This window comes from Microbacterium sp. B35-04 (assembly GCF_010634885.1).
Lineage (GTDB): Bacteria > Actinomycetota > Actinomycetes > Actinomycetales > Microbacteriaceae > Microbacterium.
Map to the genome: position 1 here is coordinate 56,194 of NZ_MWLP01000001.1, position 19,720 is coordinate 75,913.

19 protein-coding genes and 1 riboswitch are annotated in these 19,720 nt (G+C 71.1%); of the genes, 7 read left to right on the forward strand and 12 right to left on the reverse strand.

All coding sequences use genetic code 11. The features are described 5' to 3' along the window. Positions 1-21: 21 nt before the first annotated feature. The 9 genes from B1729_RS00265 to B1729_RS00305 form a co-directional block, all read right to left on the reverse strand. Positions 22-1,893 (reverse strand): alkyl sulfatase dimerization domain-containing protein, encoded by a 1,872-nt coding sequence (locus B1729_RS00265; RefSeq protein WP_163630047.1) that lies wholly within the window; start codon positions 1,891-1,893, stop codon positions 22-24. Between the two features lie 39 nt (positions 1,894-1,932). Then, on the reverse strand, positions 1,933-3,591 hold the full coding sequence (locus tag B1729_RS00270; protein WP_163630049.1) for a SulP family inorganic anion transporter: 1,659 nt from the start codon (positions 3,589-3,591) through the stop codon (positions 1,933-1,935). Between the two features lie 62 nt (positions 3,592-3,653). Beyond that, complete coding sequence (locus tag B1729_RS00275; RefSeq protein WP_163630051.1) at positions 3,654-3,947, reverse strand: hypothetical protein; 294 nt, start codon at positions 3,945-3,947, stop codon at positions 3,654-3,656. Beyond that, positions 3,896-4,486, reverse strand: coding sequence for a mechanosensitive ion channel domain-containing protein (locus tag B1729_RS00280; protein ID WP_163630053.1), 591 nt, complete (start codon positions 4,484-4,486; stop codon positions 3,896-3,898). The genes B1729_RS00275 and B1729_RS00280 overlap by 52 nt, the downstream gene beginning before the upstream one ends. A 314-nt stretch (positions 4,487-4,800) precedes the next feature. Continuing rightward, the gene (locus B1729_RS00285) at positions 4,801-5,121 is read right to left on the reverse strand and encodes a multidrug efflux SMR transporter (protein ID WP_163616439.1); all 321 of its coding nucleotides are present in this window, start codon (positions 5,119-5,121) and stop codon (positions 4,801-4,803) included. Between the two features lie 9 nt (positions 5,122-5,130). Continuing rightward, a riboswitch (guanidine-III (ykkC-III) riboswitch) is annotated at positions 5,131-5,196 on the reverse strand. A gap of 54 nt (positions 5,197-5,250) precedes the next feature. Next, the gene (locus B1729_RS00290) at positions 5,251-6,243 is read right to left on the reverse strand and encodes a CPBP family intramembrane glutamic endopeptidase (RefSeq protein WP_204259981.1); all 993 of its coding nucleotides are present in this window, start codon (positions 6,241-6,243) and stop codon (positions 5,251-5,253) included. A 28-nt stretch (positions 6,244-6,271) separates the two neighbouring features. Next, positions 6,272-7,486 carry an MFS transporter gene (locus B1729_RS00295; protein ID WP_239539276.1) on the reverse strand — a complete coding sequence of 405 codons (1,215 nt, stop codon included), beginning with the start codon at positions 7,484-7,486 and terminating at the stop codon, positions 6,272-6,274. A 110-nt stretch (positions 7,487-7,596) separates the two neighbouring features. Then, the gene (gene trmB, locus B1729_RS00300; protein ID WP_163630055.1) at positions 7,597-8,337 is read right to left on the reverse strand and encodes a tRNA (guanosine(46)-N7)-methyltransferase TrmB; all 741 of its coding nucleotides are present in this window, start codon (positions 8,335-8,337) and stop codon (positions 7,597-7,599) included. Between the two features lie 130 nt (positions 8,338-8,467). Beyond that, a complete protein-coding gene (locus B1729_RS00305; RefSeq protein ID WP_163630057.1) occupies positions 8,468-9,310 on the reverse strand; it encodes a DUF3097 family protein in 843 nt (280 codons plus the stop codon). A gap of 202 nt (positions 9,311-9,512) precedes the next feature. Here B1729_RS00305 and B1729_RS00310 point away from each other — a divergent pair, with 202 nt between their 5' ends. The 4 genes from B1729_RS00310 to B1729_RS00325 all read left to right on the forward strand — a co-directional run bounded on the left by B1729_RS00310 (position 9,513) and on the right by B1729_RS00325 (position 13,882). Then, complete coding sequence (locus B1729_RS00310; protein WP_163630060.1) at positions 9,513-11,549, forward strand: TPM domain-containing protein; 2,037 nt, start codon at positions 9,513-9,515, stop codon at positions 11,547-11,549. 159 nt (positions 11,550-11,708) lie between these two features. Next, the gene (locus tag B1729_RS00315; protein ID WP_163616432.1) at positions 11,709-12,449 is read left to right on the forward strand and encodes a PspA/IM30 family protein; all 741 of its coding nucleotides are present in this window, start codon (positions 11,709-11,711) and stop codon (positions 12,447-12,449) included. A gap of 144 nt (positions 12,450-12,593) precedes the next feature. Beyond that, complete coding sequence (locus B1729_RS00320) at positions 12,594-13,427, forward strand: arginase family protein (RefSeq protein ID WP_163630062.1); 834 nt, start codon at positions 12,594-12,596, stop codon at positions 13,425-13,427. Continuing rightward, positions 13,424-13,882, forward strand: a complete 459-nt coding sequence (locus B1729_RS00325) for a Fe-S oxidoreductase (protein WP_204318825.1) — start codon at positions 13,424-13,426, stop codon at positions 13,880-13,882. The genes B1729_RS00320 and B1729_RS00325 overlap by 4 nt, the downstream gene beginning before the upstream one ends. 88 nt (positions 13,883-13,970) lie before the next feature. On the opposite strand, the gene B1729_RS00330 is transcribed toward B1729_RS00325, so the two are convergent. The 3 genes from B1729_RS00330 to B1729_RS00340 all read right to left on the reverse strand — a co-directional run bounded on the left by B1729_RS00330 (position 13,971) and on the right by B1729_RS00340 (position 15,805). Continuing rightward, positions 13,971-14,447, reverse strand: coding sequence for an SIP domain-containing protein (locus B1729_RS00330; protein ID WP_163616428.1), 477 nt, complete (start codon positions 14,445-14,447; stop codon positions 13,971-13,973). A 93-nt stretch (positions 14,448-14,540) separates the two neighbouring features. Beyond that, entirely contained in the window at positions 14,541-15,299 is a 759-nt protein-coding gene (locus B1729_RS00335; protein WP_239539268.1) for a tyrosine-protein phosphatase, read from the reverse strand. Further along, positions 15,296-15,805: a carboxymuconolactone decarboxylase family protein gene (locus B1729_RS00340; protein WP_163616426.1), complete on the reverse strand. Its 510-nt coding sequence runs from the start codon at positions 15,803-15,805 to the stop codon at positions 15,296-15,298. The genes B1729_RS00335 and B1729_RS00340 overlap by 4 nt, the downstream gene beginning before the upstream one ends. A gap of 67 nt (positions 15,806-15,872) precedes the next feature. Between B1729_RS00340 and B1729_RS00345 the strand changes: the two genes are divergently transcribed. The 3 genes from B1729_RS00345 (at position 15,873) to B1729_RS00355 (ending at position 19,585) form a co-directional block, all read left to right on the forward strand. Next, a complete protein-coding gene (locus B1729_RS00345) occupies positions 15,873-16,811 on the forward strand; it encodes an alpha/beta hydrolase (RefSeq protein ID WP_239539279.1) in 939 nt (312 codons plus the stop codon). Between the two features lie 315 nt (positions 16,812-17,126). Next, a complete protein-coding gene (locus B1729_RS00350) occupies positions 17,127-18,638 on the forward strand; it encodes an ABC transporter substrate-binding protein (RefSeq protein WP_163630066.1) in 1,512 nt (503 codons plus the stop codon). Beyond that, entirely contained in the window at positions 18,635-19,585 is a 951-nt protein-coding gene (locus tag B1729_RS00355) for an ABC transporter permease (RefSeq protein ID WP_163630068.1), read from the forward strand. Before B1729_RS00350 ends, B1729_RS00355 begins: the two co-directional genes overlap by 4 nt. The last annotated feature ends 135 nt before the right edge of the window (positions 19,586-19,720 follow it).

Below are 19,720 nucleotides of genomic sequence, written 5' to 3' on the forward strand. Positions count from 1 at the left end.
TGCCGGCGATCGGAGGCCGGGTTATGGAAGGACGATCTCGAACGCGGGATCGCCCTGGTCGAGGACGCCCAGGAGCTGCTCCAGCACCCCGATGTCGCCGCGCACCTCGATGCCCTCGGACTCGGTGTCGCCGCCCGCGAGCCGGATCAGGCGGGGCTTGGTCAGCGTGAGTCCGAGCGGCGTCGACGCATCGGGCTCCCGCTCGACGTAGATCAGCACGCCGTTGTCCAGCGACAGGTGGAAGCTGCGCCCGAGGTCGGAGACGGTGACGTCGATCGCGAGCGACAGGTCCCATGCCTTGGGTCCGTCGACGCGGATCGCGACTGCGTCGAACAACTGCTCGGGCGTGAGCTGCGCGACGATCAGCGGCGCGTTCGTCGCCGTCGGCGTGCCGAAGTTGCCCTCTCGCAGCTCCGTGGCGCCTGACAGGTAGAAGTTGCGCCACGTGCCGTTCTCGGCGCCGTAGGCGAGCTGCTCGAGCGTGTCGGCATACAGCGCACGGGCCGCGGCGTGGTCGGCATCGGTGAACACCGCGTGATCGAGCAGGGTCGCCGCCCAGCGGAAGTCACCGCCGTCGAACGCCTCCTGCGCGATCTCCACGACACGGTCCAGTCCGCCGATCGCGGCGACGTAGCGCTCAGCGAGCGGCTTCGGCGGGTGCGGCCACAGGCGAGCCGGGTTGCCGTCGAACCAGCCCATGTAGCGCTGATAGATCGCCTTGACGTCGTGGCTCACCGACCCGTAATAGCCGTGCGTGCTCCACGACGCCTCCAGGGCCGGCGGCAGCTGGATCATCTCGGCGATCTCCGCGCCGTTGTAACCCTGGTTCAGCAGGCGCAGCGTCTGATCGTGCAGGTAGCCGTACAGATCGCGCTGGATGCGGAGGAACCGGTTGATCTCGGCGTTTCCCCACGTCGGCCAGTGGTGGGACGCGAAGACGACCTCAGTCTCACCGCCGAAGCGCTCGATCGCCTCGGTCAGGTACTGCGACCACACGTGCGGGTCGCGGACGACGGCGCCGCGCAAGGTCAGCAGGTTGTGCAGCGTGTGCGTCGCGTTCTCCGCCATGCACAGTGCACGGTAGCGCGGGATGTAGAAGTGCATCTCGGACGGCGCCTCTGTGCCCGGGGCCATCTGGAACTCGAACTCGACGCCGTCGATGGTGTGCTTCTCGCCGGTCGTCGTCACGTCCAGCGACGGCGTCAGGATCGTCGCCTCACCGGTCGACGTCGTCTGGCCGAGGCCGGCGCCGACCGCCCCCCGAGGGCCCCGCGCGAGCGCAGCGCCGAACATGTAGCCGGCGCGGCGGCCCATGGCGACACCCGCATACACGTTCTCGGCCACCGAGTGCTCGAGGAAGCCCTCGGGCGCGAGGATCTGCACCCGACCCGAGGTCACGTCGTCCTCGCTCACGAAACCGAGCACACCGCCGAAGTGATCGATGTGGCTGTGCGTGAAGATGACCGCGGTCACCGGCCGGTCGCCGCGGTGGCGGCGGTACAGCTCGAGCGCGGCGGCCCCGGTCTCTTTCGAGATCAAGGAGTCGACGATGACCACGCCGGTGTCGCCCTCGATGAACGACATCACCGACAGGTCGAGTCCCCGTACCTGGTAGAGCCCCTCGACGACTTCGAAGAGGCCGTGCTTTGCGACCAGGGTGGACTGACGCCAGAGGCTCGGGTGGACGGTTTCGGGCGCATCGCCCTGGATGAAGTCGTAGGTGGAGGCATCCCACACCACGTCGCCTTTGTCATTGCGGATCTTCGGGTCGTCGAGCGTTCCCAGGAACCCGCGCTCCGCCGCGGCGAAATCGTCGACGTCGTCGAACGGCAGAGATGCCAGGGCCTGGGCCTGAGCCTCCCTGATCGACGCTTCCGGTTCGCGCTGCTGCATGTGCTTTCTCCCTTTCGTGCCGGCCGGACGGCCGGATCCTCAGTCTTGCGGAGCGCCGTCGCGACCGGCAAGCGCCGCGACCGCCGCTCGATTGGTGGCGAAGAACGCCTGACCCGACACCAGTCCGAGCTCCTCCAGCCGGGCCCTGGTAGGCGGCCGGACACGGCTGAATGCGAGCGTCACGTCGTTGTCGCGTAGCCAGTGCTCGAGGGATTCGAATGCCTCGGCGCCGGTGACGTCGATGTCGGTGACCGCCTCCATGTCGACGACCACGTGGCGCACCGGCTGGTCGGCGCCGGTGACCGCGCGCTTGACCGCCGCGGTGAACACCGCGCCGTTGGCGAAGAAGAGCGGCGCGGCCATGCGCACGACGACCAGGCCGGGCGCGGTCGTGGCCCCGGTGGGGGCATCCTCCAGCAGGGACTGCTTGGCGTCGTCGTTCGCCTCGAGCACGTCGATCGTCGGATTCGCGGCGCGCTGGGCGAGGTTGATGAGCGCGAGCACGAACGCGACCAGGATGCCGGGAATCGCGCCGACGAAGAGGGTGACGAGGAAGCATGTCGCCGCGACGGCGAACTCGAAGCGGTCCTGACGCCACAGCTGACGGAACTCGCGGATGCCCAGCAGCGGCAGGATCGCGACCCCGACCACGGCGCCGATGGCGGGCGACGGGATGTCCGCGAGCAGCGCCGTCCCGAACATCAGCAGCAGCAGCGTCCCCACCGCGAGCACGAGCGACGGCAGCTGGGTGCGGGAGCCGGCCTGGTCCATCGCGGCGGTGCGCGATGTCGAGGCGCCCATCGCGAAACTGCCCTGCGCGCCGGCGGCCACGTTGCCGAGGCCGAGCGCGAGCAGGTCGCGGTTCGCGTGGAACGGATAGCCGCGCTTCTCGGCATACGAGCGCGACACCAGAAGGCCCTCGGCGGTGGTCACCAGGGTGAGCGCGATCGCGGACGGCACGAGGGCGAACCACATGGTCCAGTCGAGGACGGGCCACGTGAGCGCGGGAGGGCCCGCGGGCACCGCGCCGAGCACGTCCACGCCCCGGTCGTCGAGATCCGCCACGACGACCACGATCGTCGACGCGATCAGCACCACCAGCGCCCACGGGATCCGCGGCAGGAACCGTCGTCCGAGCAGCAGCACCGCGACCGAGGCGGCGGCGACGCCGAGCGACCACGCGTTGAACGTGTTCAGCCCCAGGATGAGCCCCGACACCTTCTCGACGAACTCGCCGCCGGAATCGATCTTCACGCCGAGCATCTTTGCGATCTGGCTCACCATGATGTCGAGCGCGAGACCGCCGACGAACCCGACGAGGATCGGCTTGGAGAGGAAGCTGGCGAGGAAGCCGAGTTTGAACACGGCCATGAGCACGAACAGGATGCCGCTGATGATGGCCTGCGCCAGGGCGAGGCTCGCGTAGTCCGCGCTGCCCGCGGCCGCCAGCCCGCCGATCGACGAGGCGACGAGCGCCGCGGCCGCGGCATCCGGCGACACCACCAGCTGCCGCGACGACACCATGAGCGCATAGATGAGCGTCGGCACGATGAGCGCGTAAAGGCCCGCCGTCGGCGGGAGCCCCGCGATCTGGGCGTATCCGATGTTCAGGGGGATCGCGATCGCGAGCAGGGTGACGCCGGCCGTCAGCTCCGTGACGAGATTGTGCCTGGTCAACCCCGCAAGAGGTCGTTGCATGCCGGCTCCTGAGGGGCGTGGGGAGGAAACGAACGTGTCCACCTTGGCACGTCTGGGCAGCATCACACCCGATCGCCCGGCACGAGCGGCGGACCGACGGCCTCGCTCGTGACGGTCGCCGCCCACCCCCGCTCCGCGAGGCCCGCGGTCAACGCCGCCACCACCGCCGACGTCACGCCGAGCGCGGTCGACGAGGTATGCCAGAACTGGACCCTCGCGGTGACGCGCGCGTCGGAGACGGCCGACACGAGCACGCCGACCGCGGGCTCGGGGTGCACGCCGTCGACGGCGGCTGCGGCATCCGTCAGCGTCGCGGTGATGTCGGCGAGGCTCGCGTCGGCACGTTCGACGCGCACCTGCACCTCGCTGCGCCGCCACCGTGCCGGGAGTTGTTGACGAGGGTCTCGGCCAGCAGCTTCGCGTTCGGCACGTGGGCGGTGCGTCCGTCGGGCGTCGTGAAGACCACGGCGCGAGAGTTCAGTTCGATGACGGTGCCGGTCAGGGGCTCGCCGTCCGGTCCTTCGACGGTGATCTCCTCGCCCAGCGTGACGGGCTTGCGGGTGGCGATGAGCACGCTCGCGGCGAAGTTGTCGGCCACGCCGCGCAGCACCAGCGCCGCGACGACCGCCAGCACCAGCACGACGGCCAGTACCGGCTGCACGTTGGCGCCGAGGAACGCCAGAGCGACGCCGACGCCCAGCAGCAGCAGCGTGTACTGCGCGAGGCGCGCGGCGAACCGCGTGGCCGCGGGCGTCGCCGTCGGCACGTGGCCCATCAGATCGACGACGCCGCGCTTGGCGAACCGCGAGGCGACCCAGCCTGCCACCAGGGACAGCACCGCCCAGAGCACCTGCCACCACGTGATCGGCGTGCTCAGGAAGGTGCTGAAATCCACGTCGTCAGGATAGGGGCGCGGGGCGCGCCGCCGAGCGAGCCTCGCCGGGGCTCCGGCTTCGTGCACGAGCCCCGGCGATGCCCGGCGCACAGCGATGATCCCCTCGGTGCCTAAGCGCCGGGGGGATCGTCTGCACGAAGTACGGTTTCCGTATCCGGCTCCCTTTCGGGTTCCTCGTCTCTGTGTTCACTTCGCACTATCGAATGTCCTCCCCCGCACGGGCGTCGTCAAGGGTTCACCCGGAAGTCATCTCGACGTCAGGTTGAAAGTGAGAGAGGCCGCGGGGTGGATGCCGCGGCATCCGCCCCTCCGCCTCACTCGTGGCCCACGAGCTTGAGGCCGACGACGCAGCCCACCAGTCCGAGGATCAGCAGCATCTTGACGATGGAGAACGCCTCGTCGCCCGTGATCATGGCGTACGCGACGGTGAGCGACGCGCCGATCCCCACCCATACCGCGTAGGCGGTGCCGGTGGAGATGTCGCGCATCGCCCAGGCGAGACCGCCCATGCTCAGCAGCAGAGAGACGCCGAAGACGACGGTCGGCCAGAGCTTGGTGAACCCCTCGCTCTTGCCGAGCGCGGTGGCCCAGACGGCCTCGAGGACTCCGGACACGATGAGAACGACCCACGACATGACTGTGCTCCTGGCCAGTCTTGTCGCTCACCGGGTACTGATCCGTCGTCCGGGGATCCGGTCTAGGATCCACGGCCCACCCTAGCCACTCCCCCTGGGCACGCCCTGGGCAGTGGAATCGCGAAAGGGTCACACGAGGAAGAGCCCGTCGAGCATCCCGGGGTTGTGCGCGTGAACGAGGACGAGGAACACGACGGCGTCGAAGAGCAGGTGCACGGTCACGACGTAGGCGAGCGAGCGCGTCTTCATGAAGATGAAGCCCTGCAGCAGGGCGAACGGGATCGTGAGCAGCGGGCCCCACGCCTGGTACCCGAGCTCCCACAGGAACGAGACGAACACCACCGACTGCAGCACGTTGGCCTGCCAGAACGGGAAGTGGCGCCGCAGCAGCGCGAAGCAGGTGCAGATGAAGAACAGCTCGTCCCAGATGCCCACCGCGCCCACGCCGACGAAGAGCCGCGCGATGAGCTCGGGGGTGTTCACGACGGGCCAGTTGAGGTACACCCCGGAGGTGATGAAGTAGAACGGCAGGATCAGCCACCCGAGGAGCAGGACCGCGACCAGCCAGGTCCACTGGAACCGGGTCCACCGCCCGCCGCCGCGCCAGGGGAAGCGGATCGCCCCCCGCTGCCCGGCTCCGTCGCGATACACCCACCGCGAGATCACGTAAGGGACTGCCACGGCGCCGCCCAGAGCGAGCGCGAACCGCAGGATCGCGAGGTTGTCGAGCTCGGCCTTCAGCGGGATGGCGCTCACGATGAGCAGCCCCACGGCGATGAGCGAGAGGTCGCGCAGCAGCGACGGCGGACGGATGCCGGTGGCCGTCGCCGTCTCGATGCTCGAGCCCGCACGCACGGCGTCGCCCGGCGCGGCGGCTGCGGGCGGGCCCCGGCGCTCAGAGGCTCCGCGCGGTGCCACGGCGTCGCCCGGAGAGCTCGTGGGGAGCGTCCGCTCGACCAGCAGGGCGGTCGCGAGCCCGGCTGCCAGCAGCAGCCAGCCGAGCCAGGGCACCCGCGCGACGAAGAAGGCCGGGGCGGCCAGGCACACGAGGAGGGCGGGCACCAGCCGCCATGACCACGCGGCCACGACCGGCGCGGGCGGGGCGTCGGGGTGTGCAGGCATGCGGGGCGGCTCCGGGGGTCGGTGGGCGTCAGCGGTCGAGCGGGTGCGCGATCTCATCCTCGGGCATCCGGGCCACGAGGTACGCCAGCACGCCGAGCACGAGCGGGATCACGCCCGCGGCGATGAAGATCGCCTCGATGGGCACCACCTCGGCGAGCGGGCCGGCGAGCGCCATCGACAGGGGCATCAGCGCGAGCGACACGAAGAAGTCGAGGCTCGAGATGCGTCCGAGCATGCGGCGGGGCACGCGCCGCTGCAGCAGCGTGCCCCAGATCACGTTGCCGTAGCTGAACCCGAACCCCACGAGGAACAGGCACAGCGCCATCACCCAGTACTCGTGCGTGACGCCCACGACGGCGAAGGGCAGCGTGCTGACCGACCAGACGCCGATCATCACCGTCAGGTAGCGCCGAGGCAGCCGCATCGACGACACCACGATCGAGCCGAGCACGCCGCCGATGCCGTAGATCGCGAGGAGGAACCCGAACAGCCGCGGATCCTCGCCGATCCGCTCGCGGGTGAGGAACGGCAGCAGCACCTCCTCCGGTCCGAGGAAAACGAGCACCCAGCCGGTCGCGAACAGCAGGGTCCAGAGCAGCCAGGGCGTCCGCACGGTGAACGCGACGGCCTCGCGCAGGTCGTGCAGCACTCCCCGCACGCCGGCTGCCGGCTCGTGCTCCTCGCCCTCCGCGACGGGCGGCTCCGGCCGCACGAACAGCAGCAGCACCAGCGCGAGCGCGTGCGCGGCGACCACGCCCCACGCCGCGTGGGCAGGTGCGAGGACGGCGGCGACGATCATGCCCGCCGCTGCGGGGCCGGCGGCCTGCTGCAGCGCCGGGCGGATCGCACCCTCGAGCCCGTTCGCCGCGAGCAGCTGGGCAGGCGGCAGGATGCGAGGCAGGATCGCGCTGTAGGCGGGGAAGAAGAAGCCGGCGCCCGCTCCGAGCACGAAGGCGACGATCGCGAGGTGCGGGATCGACACGGCCCCCAGCACGCCGGCCACCGCGACGGATGTGATCGCGACGAGGTTCAGCAGCTCGACGACGCGCAGCAGCAGACGTCGCGGTATGCGATCGGCGGCGATGCCGCCCGGGATCGCGCACACCAGCAGCCCGACGGCGTTCGCAGCGGCGACCAGCGAGAGGTCCACCGGACCGCCTCCCGCGCCGATCACGGTGTAGACCATGACGACGGCCCACATGCCGGCGCCGAAGATCGAGAGCACGACCGCGCCGAACAGCATGCGGAAGTCGCGGTGAGCGAGCGGGCGCACGAATCGCCAGTGGTCGCGGCGTGTGGCCGGGGCGACGCCGGGGATCGGATCGGGCCCTGGGACCGGCCCCGGGCTCGCGCTCATGACCTCGCGACGCGGCGGTACGACAGATCGCGGATGTCGCGTCCCACGCGCGCGCCCTTGCGCTCGAACGCCGTGAGCACCCGGCCCTCGAAGCGCGGCGCCCAGTCCCCCTCGAAGGTCGGCTCGAACTCCGGCGCCGCGGCCAGGACGGCGCGCATCTGCAGGGCGTAGTCCTCCCAGTCGGTGGCCAGGCGCAGGATGCCGCCGTCCCGCAGGGCGGTCGCCGCGATCTCGGCGAAACCCTCGGCCACGAGGCGTCGCTTGGTGTGCTTCTTCTTGTGCCACGGGTCGGGGAAGAAGACCCACAGTTCGTCGACGGATGCCGCCGGCAGCAGGTGCTGCAGCACCTCGGGCGCGTTCGCCTCGACCAGCCGCAGGTTGCGCGCGCCGGCGCGGTCGGCATCGAGCATGGTGCGGGCGAGCCCCGCCCGGAAGACCTCGATCGCGAGGAAGTCGTCGTGGGGCCGCGAGGTCGCGGCGTGCACGATCGCGTGCCCCTGACCCGATCCGATCTCGACGATGAGCGGCGCCTCGCGCCCCCACACCGCGGCCGGGTCGATCGACGATCCGGGCAGGATGCTGGTCGCCGCGAGATCGCGCTGCACGTCGATCACGTAATGCGGGGCGAGCTCGCTCCAGGCGCGATCCTGCGCCTCCGACATCCGTCCGCTCCGGCGCACGAACGACACCGGCTTCTCGCGGAAGGTACGGGGCTCGGGCGCGGCAGGGTTCGTCACCCCACCAGGCTACCCAGCCCGCCCGACGCCGCCGCTCCGGCGAGGGCGGCAGTCCCCGGCGAGCGCGGCTGTCCCCGACGCAGCGGCCGCAGGAAACGCAAGCGGTCACGGACGGGAAGCCCGCGCCGCCTCAATGCGCGACGGTGACGAAGTCGATGAGCTCCTCGACGCGGCCCAGGAAAGCCGGCTCGAGGTCGCGGTAGGTCTTCACCGAGGCCAGGATGCGCTGCCAGGCGCGCGCGATGTCGGCCTGGTCGCGCGCGGGCCAGCCGAGCGCGCGGCACACCCCCACCTTGAACTCGGTGCCGCGAGGCACCTCGGGCCAGCGCTCGATGCCCATGGCACGGGGGGTGACGCACTGCCACACGTCGACCCACGGGTGCCCCACGATCAGCACGTGCGCACCGTGGCGGCCGCGGGCGATGGTGTCGGCGATGCGCGATTCCTTCGAGCCCGGCACCAGGTGGTCGACGAGCACGCCGTAGCGGCGCTGCGCAGAGGGCGGCTCCTCGTCGAGTGCGGCATCGAGCAGATCGATGCCCTGGAGGTACTCCACGACGACGCCCTCGGCTCGCAGGTCGTCACCCCACACCCGCTCCACGAGCTCGGCGTCGTGCCGGCCCTCCACCAGGATGCGGCTGGCTCGCGCTGTGCGCGCACGGGCGTCGGCGGCGGCGAACGACCCCGACGCCGTCCGCTGCGGGCCGGTGCGCACCGGCGTTGCGACGGGCGGGCCGAGCACGACGTCCCTGCCCTCGATGAGGAACCCGGGGCCCAGCGGAAACAGGCGTCGGCGACCGGTGCGGTCCTCGAGCTCGACCAACCCGCCCGAGACGCCGACCACAGCGCCGCAGAATCCGTCGTCCGCCACCTCGACGACGAGATCGCGGGATGCCGGCACCCGCGGCACTTCGCGCACCCCGTGGCCTTTCCAGCCCGTGGCCAGCACATCCCCGCCGTAGCGATCGTCCATGGTGCTCCTTCCGAATCGGCAAGATTACCGGCCGGCCACTGCACCGCCCCGCAGCGACCCGCACCGCTGCGCCGTGTGGCGCCGGGAGCACGGGTACGTTCACGGCGAACACACATGCGGGAAGGGAGCCGTGGGCTATCGTCGTATCCCCGCGGCTGAATAGACTCGCCGGAGGGGAACCCGAGTCCCAGAGGGGGGATCGATGCGACTGCGATGGGCTGCAGCGCTGGCGTCCGTTGCGGTGGTCGCGATCACGGCGATCGGCGGCGGGATCGCGCAGGCGACTCCCCCGGTCTCGCTCCCCTCGGTCTTCGTGGTCGATGACGTGGACGTGCTGTCGGCGACAGAGGAGGCCGAGGCGCAGAGCCGCCTCGAGCAGCTGAAGTCCGACACCGGACTCGACCTCTGGGTCGTCTACGTCGACGACTTCACCGACCCCGCCGACGCTGCGGACTGGGCGAACCAGACCGCCGACGACAACGGACTCGGGGTCACGCAGTACCTTCTCGCGGTCGCCACCGAGGGGCGCCAGTACTACCTCTCGGCCGACCCGGCCGGCCCGCTCACCCAAGACCAGGTCGCCGCGATCGAGCAGCAGCGGATCCAGCCTGCGCTCGCGCAGGACGACTGGCTCGGCGCCGTCGATGCCGCGGCCGACGGCCTCACCGACGCTGCCGGCGGCGGTTCGGGCGGGGTCGACTCCGGCGCCTCCGGCGGCGGATCGTGGCTCACCTGGCTCCTCCTGATCGTGGTCGTCGGAGTCGGCATCGTGCTGCTCGTGATGTTCCTGCGGCGCCGGCGCACACGGGGCGCGGTGCCGGGTGCACCGAACGGTCCGCCGCAGCCGAGCATCGAAGAGCTCGAAAGGCGCGCGGCGACGCTCCTCGTCGAGACCGACGACGCGCTCAAGACCAGCGGCCAGGAGCTCGGCTTCGCCAAGGCGCAGTTCGGCGATGCCGCCACCGAGGAGTTCGAGGCGGCGCTCGCGACCGCGCAGCAGAACCTCGACGAGGCGTTCGGGCTCAAGCAGAAGCTCGACGACGCCGATCCCGATTCCGAGGCCGACGCCCGCGCGTGGAACGAGCGCATCATCGCCCTCTGCGAGGCGTCCAACACCCTGCTCGACGAGAAGGCGGCCGCCTTCGACGAGCTGCGCAAGCTCGAGCAGAACGCTCCCGAGGCGCTCGCACGTGTGCAGGAGGAGCGGGCGAAGGCCGCGGCATCCCTCGATCAGGCCGCCGCGCAGCTGCAGCAGCTGCAGTCGACCTATGCGCCGGAGGCGCTCGCCACCGTCGTCGACAACCCCGCGCAGGCACGTCAGCGCCTGGCGTTCGCCGACGAGCAGCTCGCCGCCGCGCAGACCGCCATCGGCGCCGGCGACGGCGGGGAGGCGGCAGTCGGCATCCGAGCCGCCGAAGAGGCTGTGGGTCAGGCCACGCTCCTCGAGGACGCCATCGAGAAACTGGCGGCCGATCTCTCCGCTGGTGAGCGCAACGCGACGGCCCTGGTCGCCGAACTCGAAAGCGACATCGCCGCGGCGGCGGCCCTCCCCGACACCGACGGGCGCATCGCGAGCGTCATCGCCGGCACACGGCAGCAGCTCGACGCCGCACGCACGCAGCTCACCGGCACCGCACGGCGACCGCTCGCCGCGCTGCAGAGCCTCGAGGCGGCCAACGCGCAGATCGACTCGCTCGTGCAGGGCGTGCGGGATGCCGCCGCCCAGGCCGAGCGCGCGCGCCAGATGGTCGGCCAGGTCATGATGCAGGCGCAGGCTCAGGTGTCGGCCGCCGAGGACTACATCACCGCGCGCCGCGGTGCGGTCGGAGCACAGGCTCGCACGCGCCTCGCCGAGGCCGGCGCCTCGCTCGCCCGGGCGCACGCGCTGCAGGCGGGCGACCCGCAGCAGGCGCTGCTGCAGGCGCAACGCGCCGATCAGCTCGCAGGGCAGGCGATCCAGCTCGCACAGAACGACGTCGGCGCGTTCGACGGCGGAGGAATGGGCGGCATGTTCGGCGGCCCGCAGGGCGGCGGTCAGTCCGGCGGCGGCATGCTCGGCGCGGTACTGGGCGGCATCGTGCTCAACTCCGTGCTGAGCGGCGGCCGCTCCTCCGGCGGCGGGCTCGGCGGCCTGGGCGGCATGCTGGGCGGCGGCGGCCGATCCTCCGGCGGCGGTATGCGACCCGGTAGCTTCGGAGGCGGCGGCACACGCGCCCGTCGAGGAGGTGGCCGCTTCTGACCCCTCCGCGCGGAGCCGACCGCACGCGTGGCGCACGGCATCCATCTCCAGACCAGACTCACCGCAGTCAGACTGACCACTGTCCGACTCACCACACTCAGATTCACCACACCCAGACTCACCACACCCGGAACTGAAGTCCGATAGGAAGGAAATCCGATGGCGAAGCAGTCCATCTTCGGTCGCATCTCGACCCTCATGAAGGCGAACATCAACGCGCTCCTCGACTCTGCCGAGGACCCGCAGAAGATGCTCGATCAGCTCGTGCGCGACTACACGAACTCGATCGCCGACGCCGAGTCGGCCATCGCCGAGACGATCGGCAACCTGCGCCTGCTCGAGCGCGACCACCAGGAGGACGTCCAGGCGGCCGCCGAGTGGGGCAACAAGGCCCTCGCCGCCAGCCGCAAGGCCGACGAGCTGCGCAAGGCGGGCAACACCACCGACGCCGACAAGTTCGACAACCTCGCCAAGATCGCGCTGCAGCGCCAGATCAGCGAGGAGAATGAGGCGCGGGCGATCGCGCCCACCATCGCGACGCAGAACGAGGTCGTCGAGAAGCTCAAAGAGGGCCTCAACGGCATGAAGCAGAAGCTCGAGCAGCTGAGGTCCAAGCGCTCCGAGCTGCTCGCGCGTGCCAAGACCGCCGAGGCGCAGAACAAGGTGCACGACGCGGTCAAGTCGATCGACGTGCTCGACCCGACGAGCGAGCTCGGCCGGTTCGAAGACAAGGTGCGTCGCCAGGAGGCCCTGGCCGCCGGCAAGCAGGAGCTGGCCGCGTCGAGCCTCGACCAGCAGTTCAACGCCCTCGAGGACGTCGGCGAGCTGACCGAGGTCGAGGCACGCCTCGCGGCGCTCAAGACCGGCGGTGCGCCGGTGCAGGCTGCCATCGAGAACTGACTCCCGGTTCGACGAGAAGGGCGCCGGGTCCGCACGGATCCGGCGCCCTTCTCCGTGCGCGGGGCCGGCGCCCGTTCGCCGGCAGCGTGCGGCCACTGCGCGGCACGAATGCCGCGGGCCGGCGCGGTGCGCGAAGATGAGGGGATGACGCGATATCTCGTGGTTCCGCAGTGGCAGGGAAGCCCGTCCTCCCGTGCGATGCAGCTCATCGACGGCGCCCACGCGATCGCAGGAGACCTGCCCCGATCCTCGACCACCGTGCTGGATGTGCCCATGGAGGCCGGAGAGGCTCTGGGCACCGGCATCCACCGCCTCAGCGCCCTGCAGCGCGTGCGGGGGCTGGTGGCCGACGCGCTGGAGGCGCATGACGTCGACGCGCCCGAAGAGCACGTCCTCACGATCGGCGGCGACTGCGGCATCGCCCTCGCGCCGATCGCGCACGCGGCACGCCGGTCCCCCGGCCTCGCGGTGGTGTGGATCGACGCGCACCCCGATCTCAACTCGCCCGACACGTCGGCGTCCGGCGCGTTCGCGGGCATGGTGCTGCGCGCCGTGATCGGCGATGGTGTGCCGGAGCTCTCACTGGACGGGGCGGTCCGAGGCGACCGGGTCGTCGTCGGCGGGGCGCGCTCGTACGACGACCCCGAACTGGCCGCCGTCGAGGAGTTCGGCATCACGGCACTGACCGTGGAGGCGCTGCGCGATCCCGACGCCCTCGCGGAGGCGGTGCTCGCCACCGGCGCCGACGCGGTCTACATCCACGTCGACATCGACGCCCTGGATCCGGCCGAGATCGCCGGCAACGCCCACCCCGAGCCGTTCGGCGTCACCGTCGTCGAGCTGACCTCGGCGATCGGGCGCCTGCGCGCCCGGGTGCCCATGGTGGGGGCATCCCTGGCCGGCTACTCCCCCGCGTCCGCCGCGGCGGCCACCGACGACCTCGGCGCGATCCTCCGCGTGATCGGAGCGCTCGCGTGAGTCCGATCCCCACGCCGCCGCCGGGCTGGCACGCTGCCGCCGAGCGCGCCGTGCTCCGCGGCCGGCGCCAGGACGAGCTCATCCCCTCGTTCCTGCTGGACTCGCCCGTCAGCCGCGTCGGCTACTGGTACGGGTGTGCGGTCGGGTGGATCTGGGGGACGCTCTGGAGCACCGGCCCCATCGAGAAGCGCGAGGGGCTGTGGGTGTTCCGTGGGATGCCACGGTGGACGTTCCCGCGGGGCGGCTCATGCGTCGGCGGATGCTTCCTCACCGGCGACGGCCGCCTCAGCGATGCACTGCTGCGCCACGAGGCCGTGCACAAGCGTCAATGGCAGCGCTACGGGCTGCTGATGCCGCTGCTGTACCTGCTGGCGGGCCGCAACCCGCTCCGCAACCGGTTCGAGATCGAAGCCGGGCTGGCCGACGGCAACTACGTGCCCCGCGGCGCCGCCTGACGAAATCGTCCAGCGACGTCGCCCGGATGAAGATCACGTCGCGACGGCGCGCGCCGGGGGCCGGCGGCACATCGCCGGGGCGCTGCGGTCAGCGGGCGGTCGTCAGACCGTACTGCTCGGGCGCGTGGATCGAGTCCGCACGGATGCCGAGATCGACGAGGTGGTCGACGATGTCGGCCGTGCCCAGGTAGCCGCCGAGCAGGTGGATGCGGGTCTGGTCGTCCTCGGCGCAGAGCATCTCGTCGGCCCAGGCGGTGACGGCGCGCGCGAGCGCCTCGCCCGATCCGCACCCACGACCCGTGCCGGGGGCGCCGGAGCGCTGCGAGCGATCGAGCCACGTCACGACCATGCGGCTCGGCGCGGTGATATCCGCTTGCCACGAGTCATCCGGGATCTCGATGAAGACCCGGCCCGTCGAGCAGATCGGCAGGGTCGCCAGCACGGCCTCGAGCTCGGCCAGCGAGGACTCGTCAGCGGTGATCAGGTGCTGCACGCGCGTATGACGCGACGCGCGGCACGCCGACGCGTTGTGCGCGACGGCCTGAGTCTGAGTGGTGTGGGGCATGGCTCCTCCAGTATACCCACTATGAAGGGTTGCCTTACCTCACTGATACACCGTTCCTGATACACCGCGACATACGGCGACGGATGCCGCAGCTCAGACGCCGGGCTTCAGCAGCACGCGGCGGAGCTCAACGATCTCGTCGTCGGCCAGGCCGTGCGCGCGCAGGTACTCCTCGGCCGAGCCGTAGCGGTGGGTCACATCGTCGAGCAGCGCGCGCATGACCGGTGCCGGGGAACGCGTCGCGAGGTCCTCGAGGTGCACCGCCTCGGGATGCATCGTTCGCAGCATCTCGACGATGCGGCGATTGCGCCGCGGCGGGAGCAGCCCCTCGGTGCGCGCGTAGTCCCCGACGACGGCCTCGGCGTCGACGCCGGCCGCGGCGAGCGTCAGCGCGATCGTCACGCCGGTGCGGTCCTTGCCGACGGTGCAGTGCACGAGCACCGGCTGATCGGCGAGGATGCCGCGCACGACCGCGACCACACCCGCCGACGAGTCGTCGACGAGGCGCCGGTACATCTCATCGAGGCTGAGGTCGTCGCGGAAGAACGACTCGACCGAGCCGAGGAAGAGGGGCACGCGCTGGGTGACGACGTCGAGCCCGGAGATGCGGCTGGGCTCGCGCGCGACCTCGTCGTCGGCCCGGAGGTCGATGATGCGGCGCAGCCGCAGCTCCGCGAGCGCACGGGTGCCGTCGGCATCCAGCCGAGCGAGGTTGCCCGACCGGAACAGCACACCGTGACGCGTCGACCCGGACCCCGCGCGCAGGCCACCCACGTCGCGGAGGTTCATCGCGCCGGAGACGAACGGATCCGGCGGCAGAGCGTCGCCCGGCGCCGGTGCGGGCTCTGTCACCACGCGGCGCCCGCGGCGGCGTCCTTGTCTTCGCCGACGAGGTCGTCGCGCGGCGGAGTGCTGTAGCGGCCCGCGATCGCGATGCGGTTGAACGCGTTGATCGACACGAGGATCCAGCTGAGCGCGACGTACTCCTTCTCGCTCAGCACGCCGCCGACGCTGTCGTAGACCTCGTCGGGGATGCCCTCCTCGTGGATGTACACGTAGGCCTCGGCGAGCTCCAGCCCCGCCCGCTCCCGGTCGGAGAACACACCGGACTCGCGCCACACCGGGAGCTGCGCGATGTCGTCTGCCGTGATCCCGGCGGCGCCGGCACGCTCGACGTGCACGCGCACGCAGTAGGCGCAGCCGTTGAGCTGCGAGGCGTGGATCTGCACGAGCTCCTTGAGCCGGTCGTCGATGCCGTTCTCGGCGGCGATGCCGCCCACGGTCTTCGAGAACGCGGAGAGCGCCTGGTAGGCGGGTCGCGCCGCTCGCGAGAGGTGCACGCGGTGTTCTGCCGTCATGACGCCAGACTACCGACGGGCAGGCGGCACCGGGTCGAACACCTTCCCGGTGCGGCATGATGAGCGGGTGAGCGACCCCATCGACGAGTTCTCGTTCCTTTCCGAGCAGGCGGCCGAGGCCGGCATCGACGCTCCCCCTCCCCGCGGCGAGCGCCTCACCCTCCCCCTCGCGAGCGGCCGCCGGCTCAGCGCCCTGCGCTACTCCCCCGCCGACGCACCGGACGCCGCACCCGTCGTGACCTTCCTCCACGGCGCCGGCCTCAACGCGCACACCTGGGACACGACGATCCTCGCGCTCGGGCTGCCCGCGCTCGCGATCGACCTGCCTGGTCACGGCGACTCGTCGTGGCGCGACGACGCCGCCTATGTCGCGCGCGTGCTCGCCCCGGATGTGGCCGACGGCATCGCGGCGTGGACCGACGCGCCGCAGCTGCTCGTCGGTCAGTCGCTCGGAGGGCTGACCGCCGCCGCGGTGGCGGCATCCCGTCCGGATCTCGTCCGCGAGCTGGTCGTCATCGACATCACGCCGGGCGTCGACCCGAACGCGGGCCCGACCCAGATCCGCGACTTCTTCGCCGGACCGGTCGACTGGGCGTCGCGCGACGAGCTCGTCGACCGCGCGCTGTCGTTCGGACTCGGCGGCGGCACCCGACGCAAGGCCGAGCGCGGTGTGTACTTCAACTCCCGTGTACGCCCCGACGGGCGCGTCGAGTGGAAGCACCACTTCGCGCACCTCGCGAATGCCGCATCGGCCTCTCCCGTGCCTCGGCAGGATGCCGTCGCGTCGGTGCTCGACGAGGCCGGCTGGGAGGATCTCGCCACCGTCGCGGCGCGGACGACGCTCATCCGCGGCGACCGCGGCTACGTGACGGAAGTGGATGCCGCGGAGTTCCTGCGACGCGTGCCCGAGGCATCCGTCGTCACCGTCCCGTCGGGCCACAACGTGCAGGAGGAGATCCCCCTCGAGCTCGGCGGGCGCCTGCGGACGCTGGCCGGCGTGAACTGACCGGGGCCGTCTCTCTCCGGTCGTTGAGCGAGGGAGCGCCGGCGACCGAGACGAAACGCCCCGAACGACTGACGGTCTGCGCCGGGTGCAGGCGTTTCGTCTCGGTCGTTCCTCGCTCGCTCAACGACCGGGGACGCAGGAGCCGCTGCACGGCCTGCGGGAAGCTCTAACGCTTCTGTTGCGTTGCGGGAAGCGGGTTGCCGCCTCACCCTGCGATATCCCTAGGCTGTTACCCGCACGTTGCCGCCCCGATCGGCGCCGTCACCGCACACCAGCAGTCGCCGCACAGCACCGGGACCCTCCCGAAAGGACCTCATGCTCCGCCGCACCACTCTCGCCACCGCCGCGTTCCTGGCCGCCGGCCTCCTCGCCCTCACCGCCTGCGCCGGCGGCGGCGGCGAGACCGCGCCCACGTCGACGGGCGAGCCCGACCCCGATGCGTCGGTCGCGATCCGGCTGGTGCTGGAGCCCGGAAACCTCGACATCCGCGAGACGGCGGGCTCGGCGCTGGATCAGATCCTGGTCGACAACATCTACCAGGGACTCGTCGCCCGCACCCCCGAGCAGGACATCGTGCCCGCGCTCGCGAGTGACTGGACCGTCTCGCCCGACGGCCTGACCTACACTTTCACGCTGCGTGAGGGCGTCACCTTCCACGACGGGCAGCCGCTGACGCCGCAGGATGTCGTCTGGTCGCTCACCACCCGCCGCGACACCCCCGGATGGCGCGACTCGGCGCGGCTCGCGAACGTGACCTCGATCGCGGCCGAAGGGCAGGACGTCAGCCTCACGCTGAGCGCACCGGACTCGACACTGCTGTGGAACCTCACCGGTCGCGCCGGCATCGTCCTCAAGGAGGGCGACACCGTCGACTACAAGACCAAGGCAAACGGCACCGGCCCGTTCGTCCTCGCGAACTGGCGCCAGGGCGACAGCATCACGTTCACCCGCAACGACGCCTACTGGGGCGACGCGGCGGCCGCCGCCGAGGTGGTGTTCGACTACATCCCCGACAACCAGGCGGCCCTCAACGCGGCGCTGGCGGGCGAGATCGACGTGCTCACCGGATTCGACGCGAACCTGCAGGAGCAGGTCGAGGCGAACGGCGACTTCGCGCTCGAACTCGGCCAGTCCACCGACAAGGGCACGCTGGCGTTCAACCAGACCTCCGGCCCACTCGCCGACAAGCGCGTGCGACAGGCCATCCGCCAGGCGATCGACCACGACGCCATCATCGAGGCGCTGGCGTCGGGACAGACCCAGTACGGGCCGATCCCCGAGCTGGACCCCGGCTACGAGGACCTGTCGGATGTCGCCCCCTACGATCCCGAGGCCGCCAGGGAGCTGCTCGCCGAGGCGGACGTCGAGGACCTCGAGCTCACGCTCACGATCCCGAGCTTCTACTCGACGACCATTCCGCAGATCCTGGTGTCGGACCTCGACGAGGTCGGCATCACGCTCGACGTGAACTCCGTCGACTTCACGACCTGGCTCACCGACGTCTACACGAACAAGGACTACGAGCTGAGCTTCGTGCTCCACACCGAGGCCCGCGACTTCGAGAACTGGGCCGACCCGGACTACTACTTCACCTACGACAACCCCGAGGTGCAGGAGCTGTACGCCCAGTCGCTCGCGGCCACCGACGAGGCGGAGGCCGCCGACCTGCTGCAGCAGGCGGGCCGCCTCGTCGCCGAGGACCACGCCGCCGACTGGCTGTACAACGGTGCGTCCGTGATCGCCGTCGGCACTAACATCACCGGTATGCCCTCGATCAACGTGAACGAGCGCCTCAACATCGTCGAGATCGCCAAGAGCAACGGGTGATCCGCTACACGCTGACCCGACTCGCCCTGCTCCTGCTCGGGCTTCTCGTCGCCAGCGTGCTGATCTTCGTCACCCTCCGCGTGCTCCCCGGTGACATCGCGTCGCTCATCGCGGGCGTCGGCTCCAGCGCCGAGCAGCAGGACGCGATCCGGGAGCGGCTGGGCCTTGACCGGCCGCTTCCGGCGCAGTACCTGGACTGGATCGGCGGCCTGTTCCGGGGAGACCTCGGAACGTCGCTCCTCACCGGCACCAGCGTCGTCGACGAGCTCGCCCAGAAGGCGGAGGTGACGGTGCCCCTCGGCATCCTGTCGCTCCTGATCGCTGTCGTGATCAGCGTGCCGCTCGGGGCGCTCTCGGCGATGCGCCGCGGACGCGCCGACGGCACGGCGCTCAGCGTCGGCGCGCAGGCGCTGGCCGCCGTCCCCGTCGTCTGGGCCGGCATGATGCTGGTCGTGGTGTTCGCCGTCTGGCTCGGGTGGCTGCCCGCACAGGGCTTTCCCCGCGCCGGCTGGAACGATCCGTGGGCGGCGCTGCGCTCCCTGATCCTGCCGGCGCTCACGATCGGCATCGTCGAGGGTGCCATGCTGCTGCGGTTCGTGCGCAGCGCGACGCTGCAGGCGGTCGGGCAGGACTTCGTGCGCACCGCCGCGGCGAAGGGGCTCACCCGCGACCGGGCCCTCATCCGCCACGGCCTGCCCGTGGTCGGCCTCTCGGTGATCACCGTGCTCGGGCTGCAGGTCGCCGGGATCATCGTGGGCGCCGTCGTCATCGAGCAGCTGTTCTCGCTCCCCGGCATCGGCCGCATGCTGGTCGCCGACGTCGCCGCCCGCGACCTGCCGAAGGTGCAGGGCGAGCTGCTCGCGCTCACCGGGTTCGTGCTGATCGTCGGCTTCGTCGTCGACCTGCTGCACCGCGTGATCGACCCGCGTCAGCGGGAGGCGTCGTGAGCCCTTCGACAAGCTCAGGGACCGGTGATCACGAGGACCATGTCCCAGTTTCGGTCGCTCCCGGTGATGCGGAACGATCGATTTCGGGACATGCAGTGAGGGATTCGGGACAGGGAGGGAGCACGGATGCCGCGG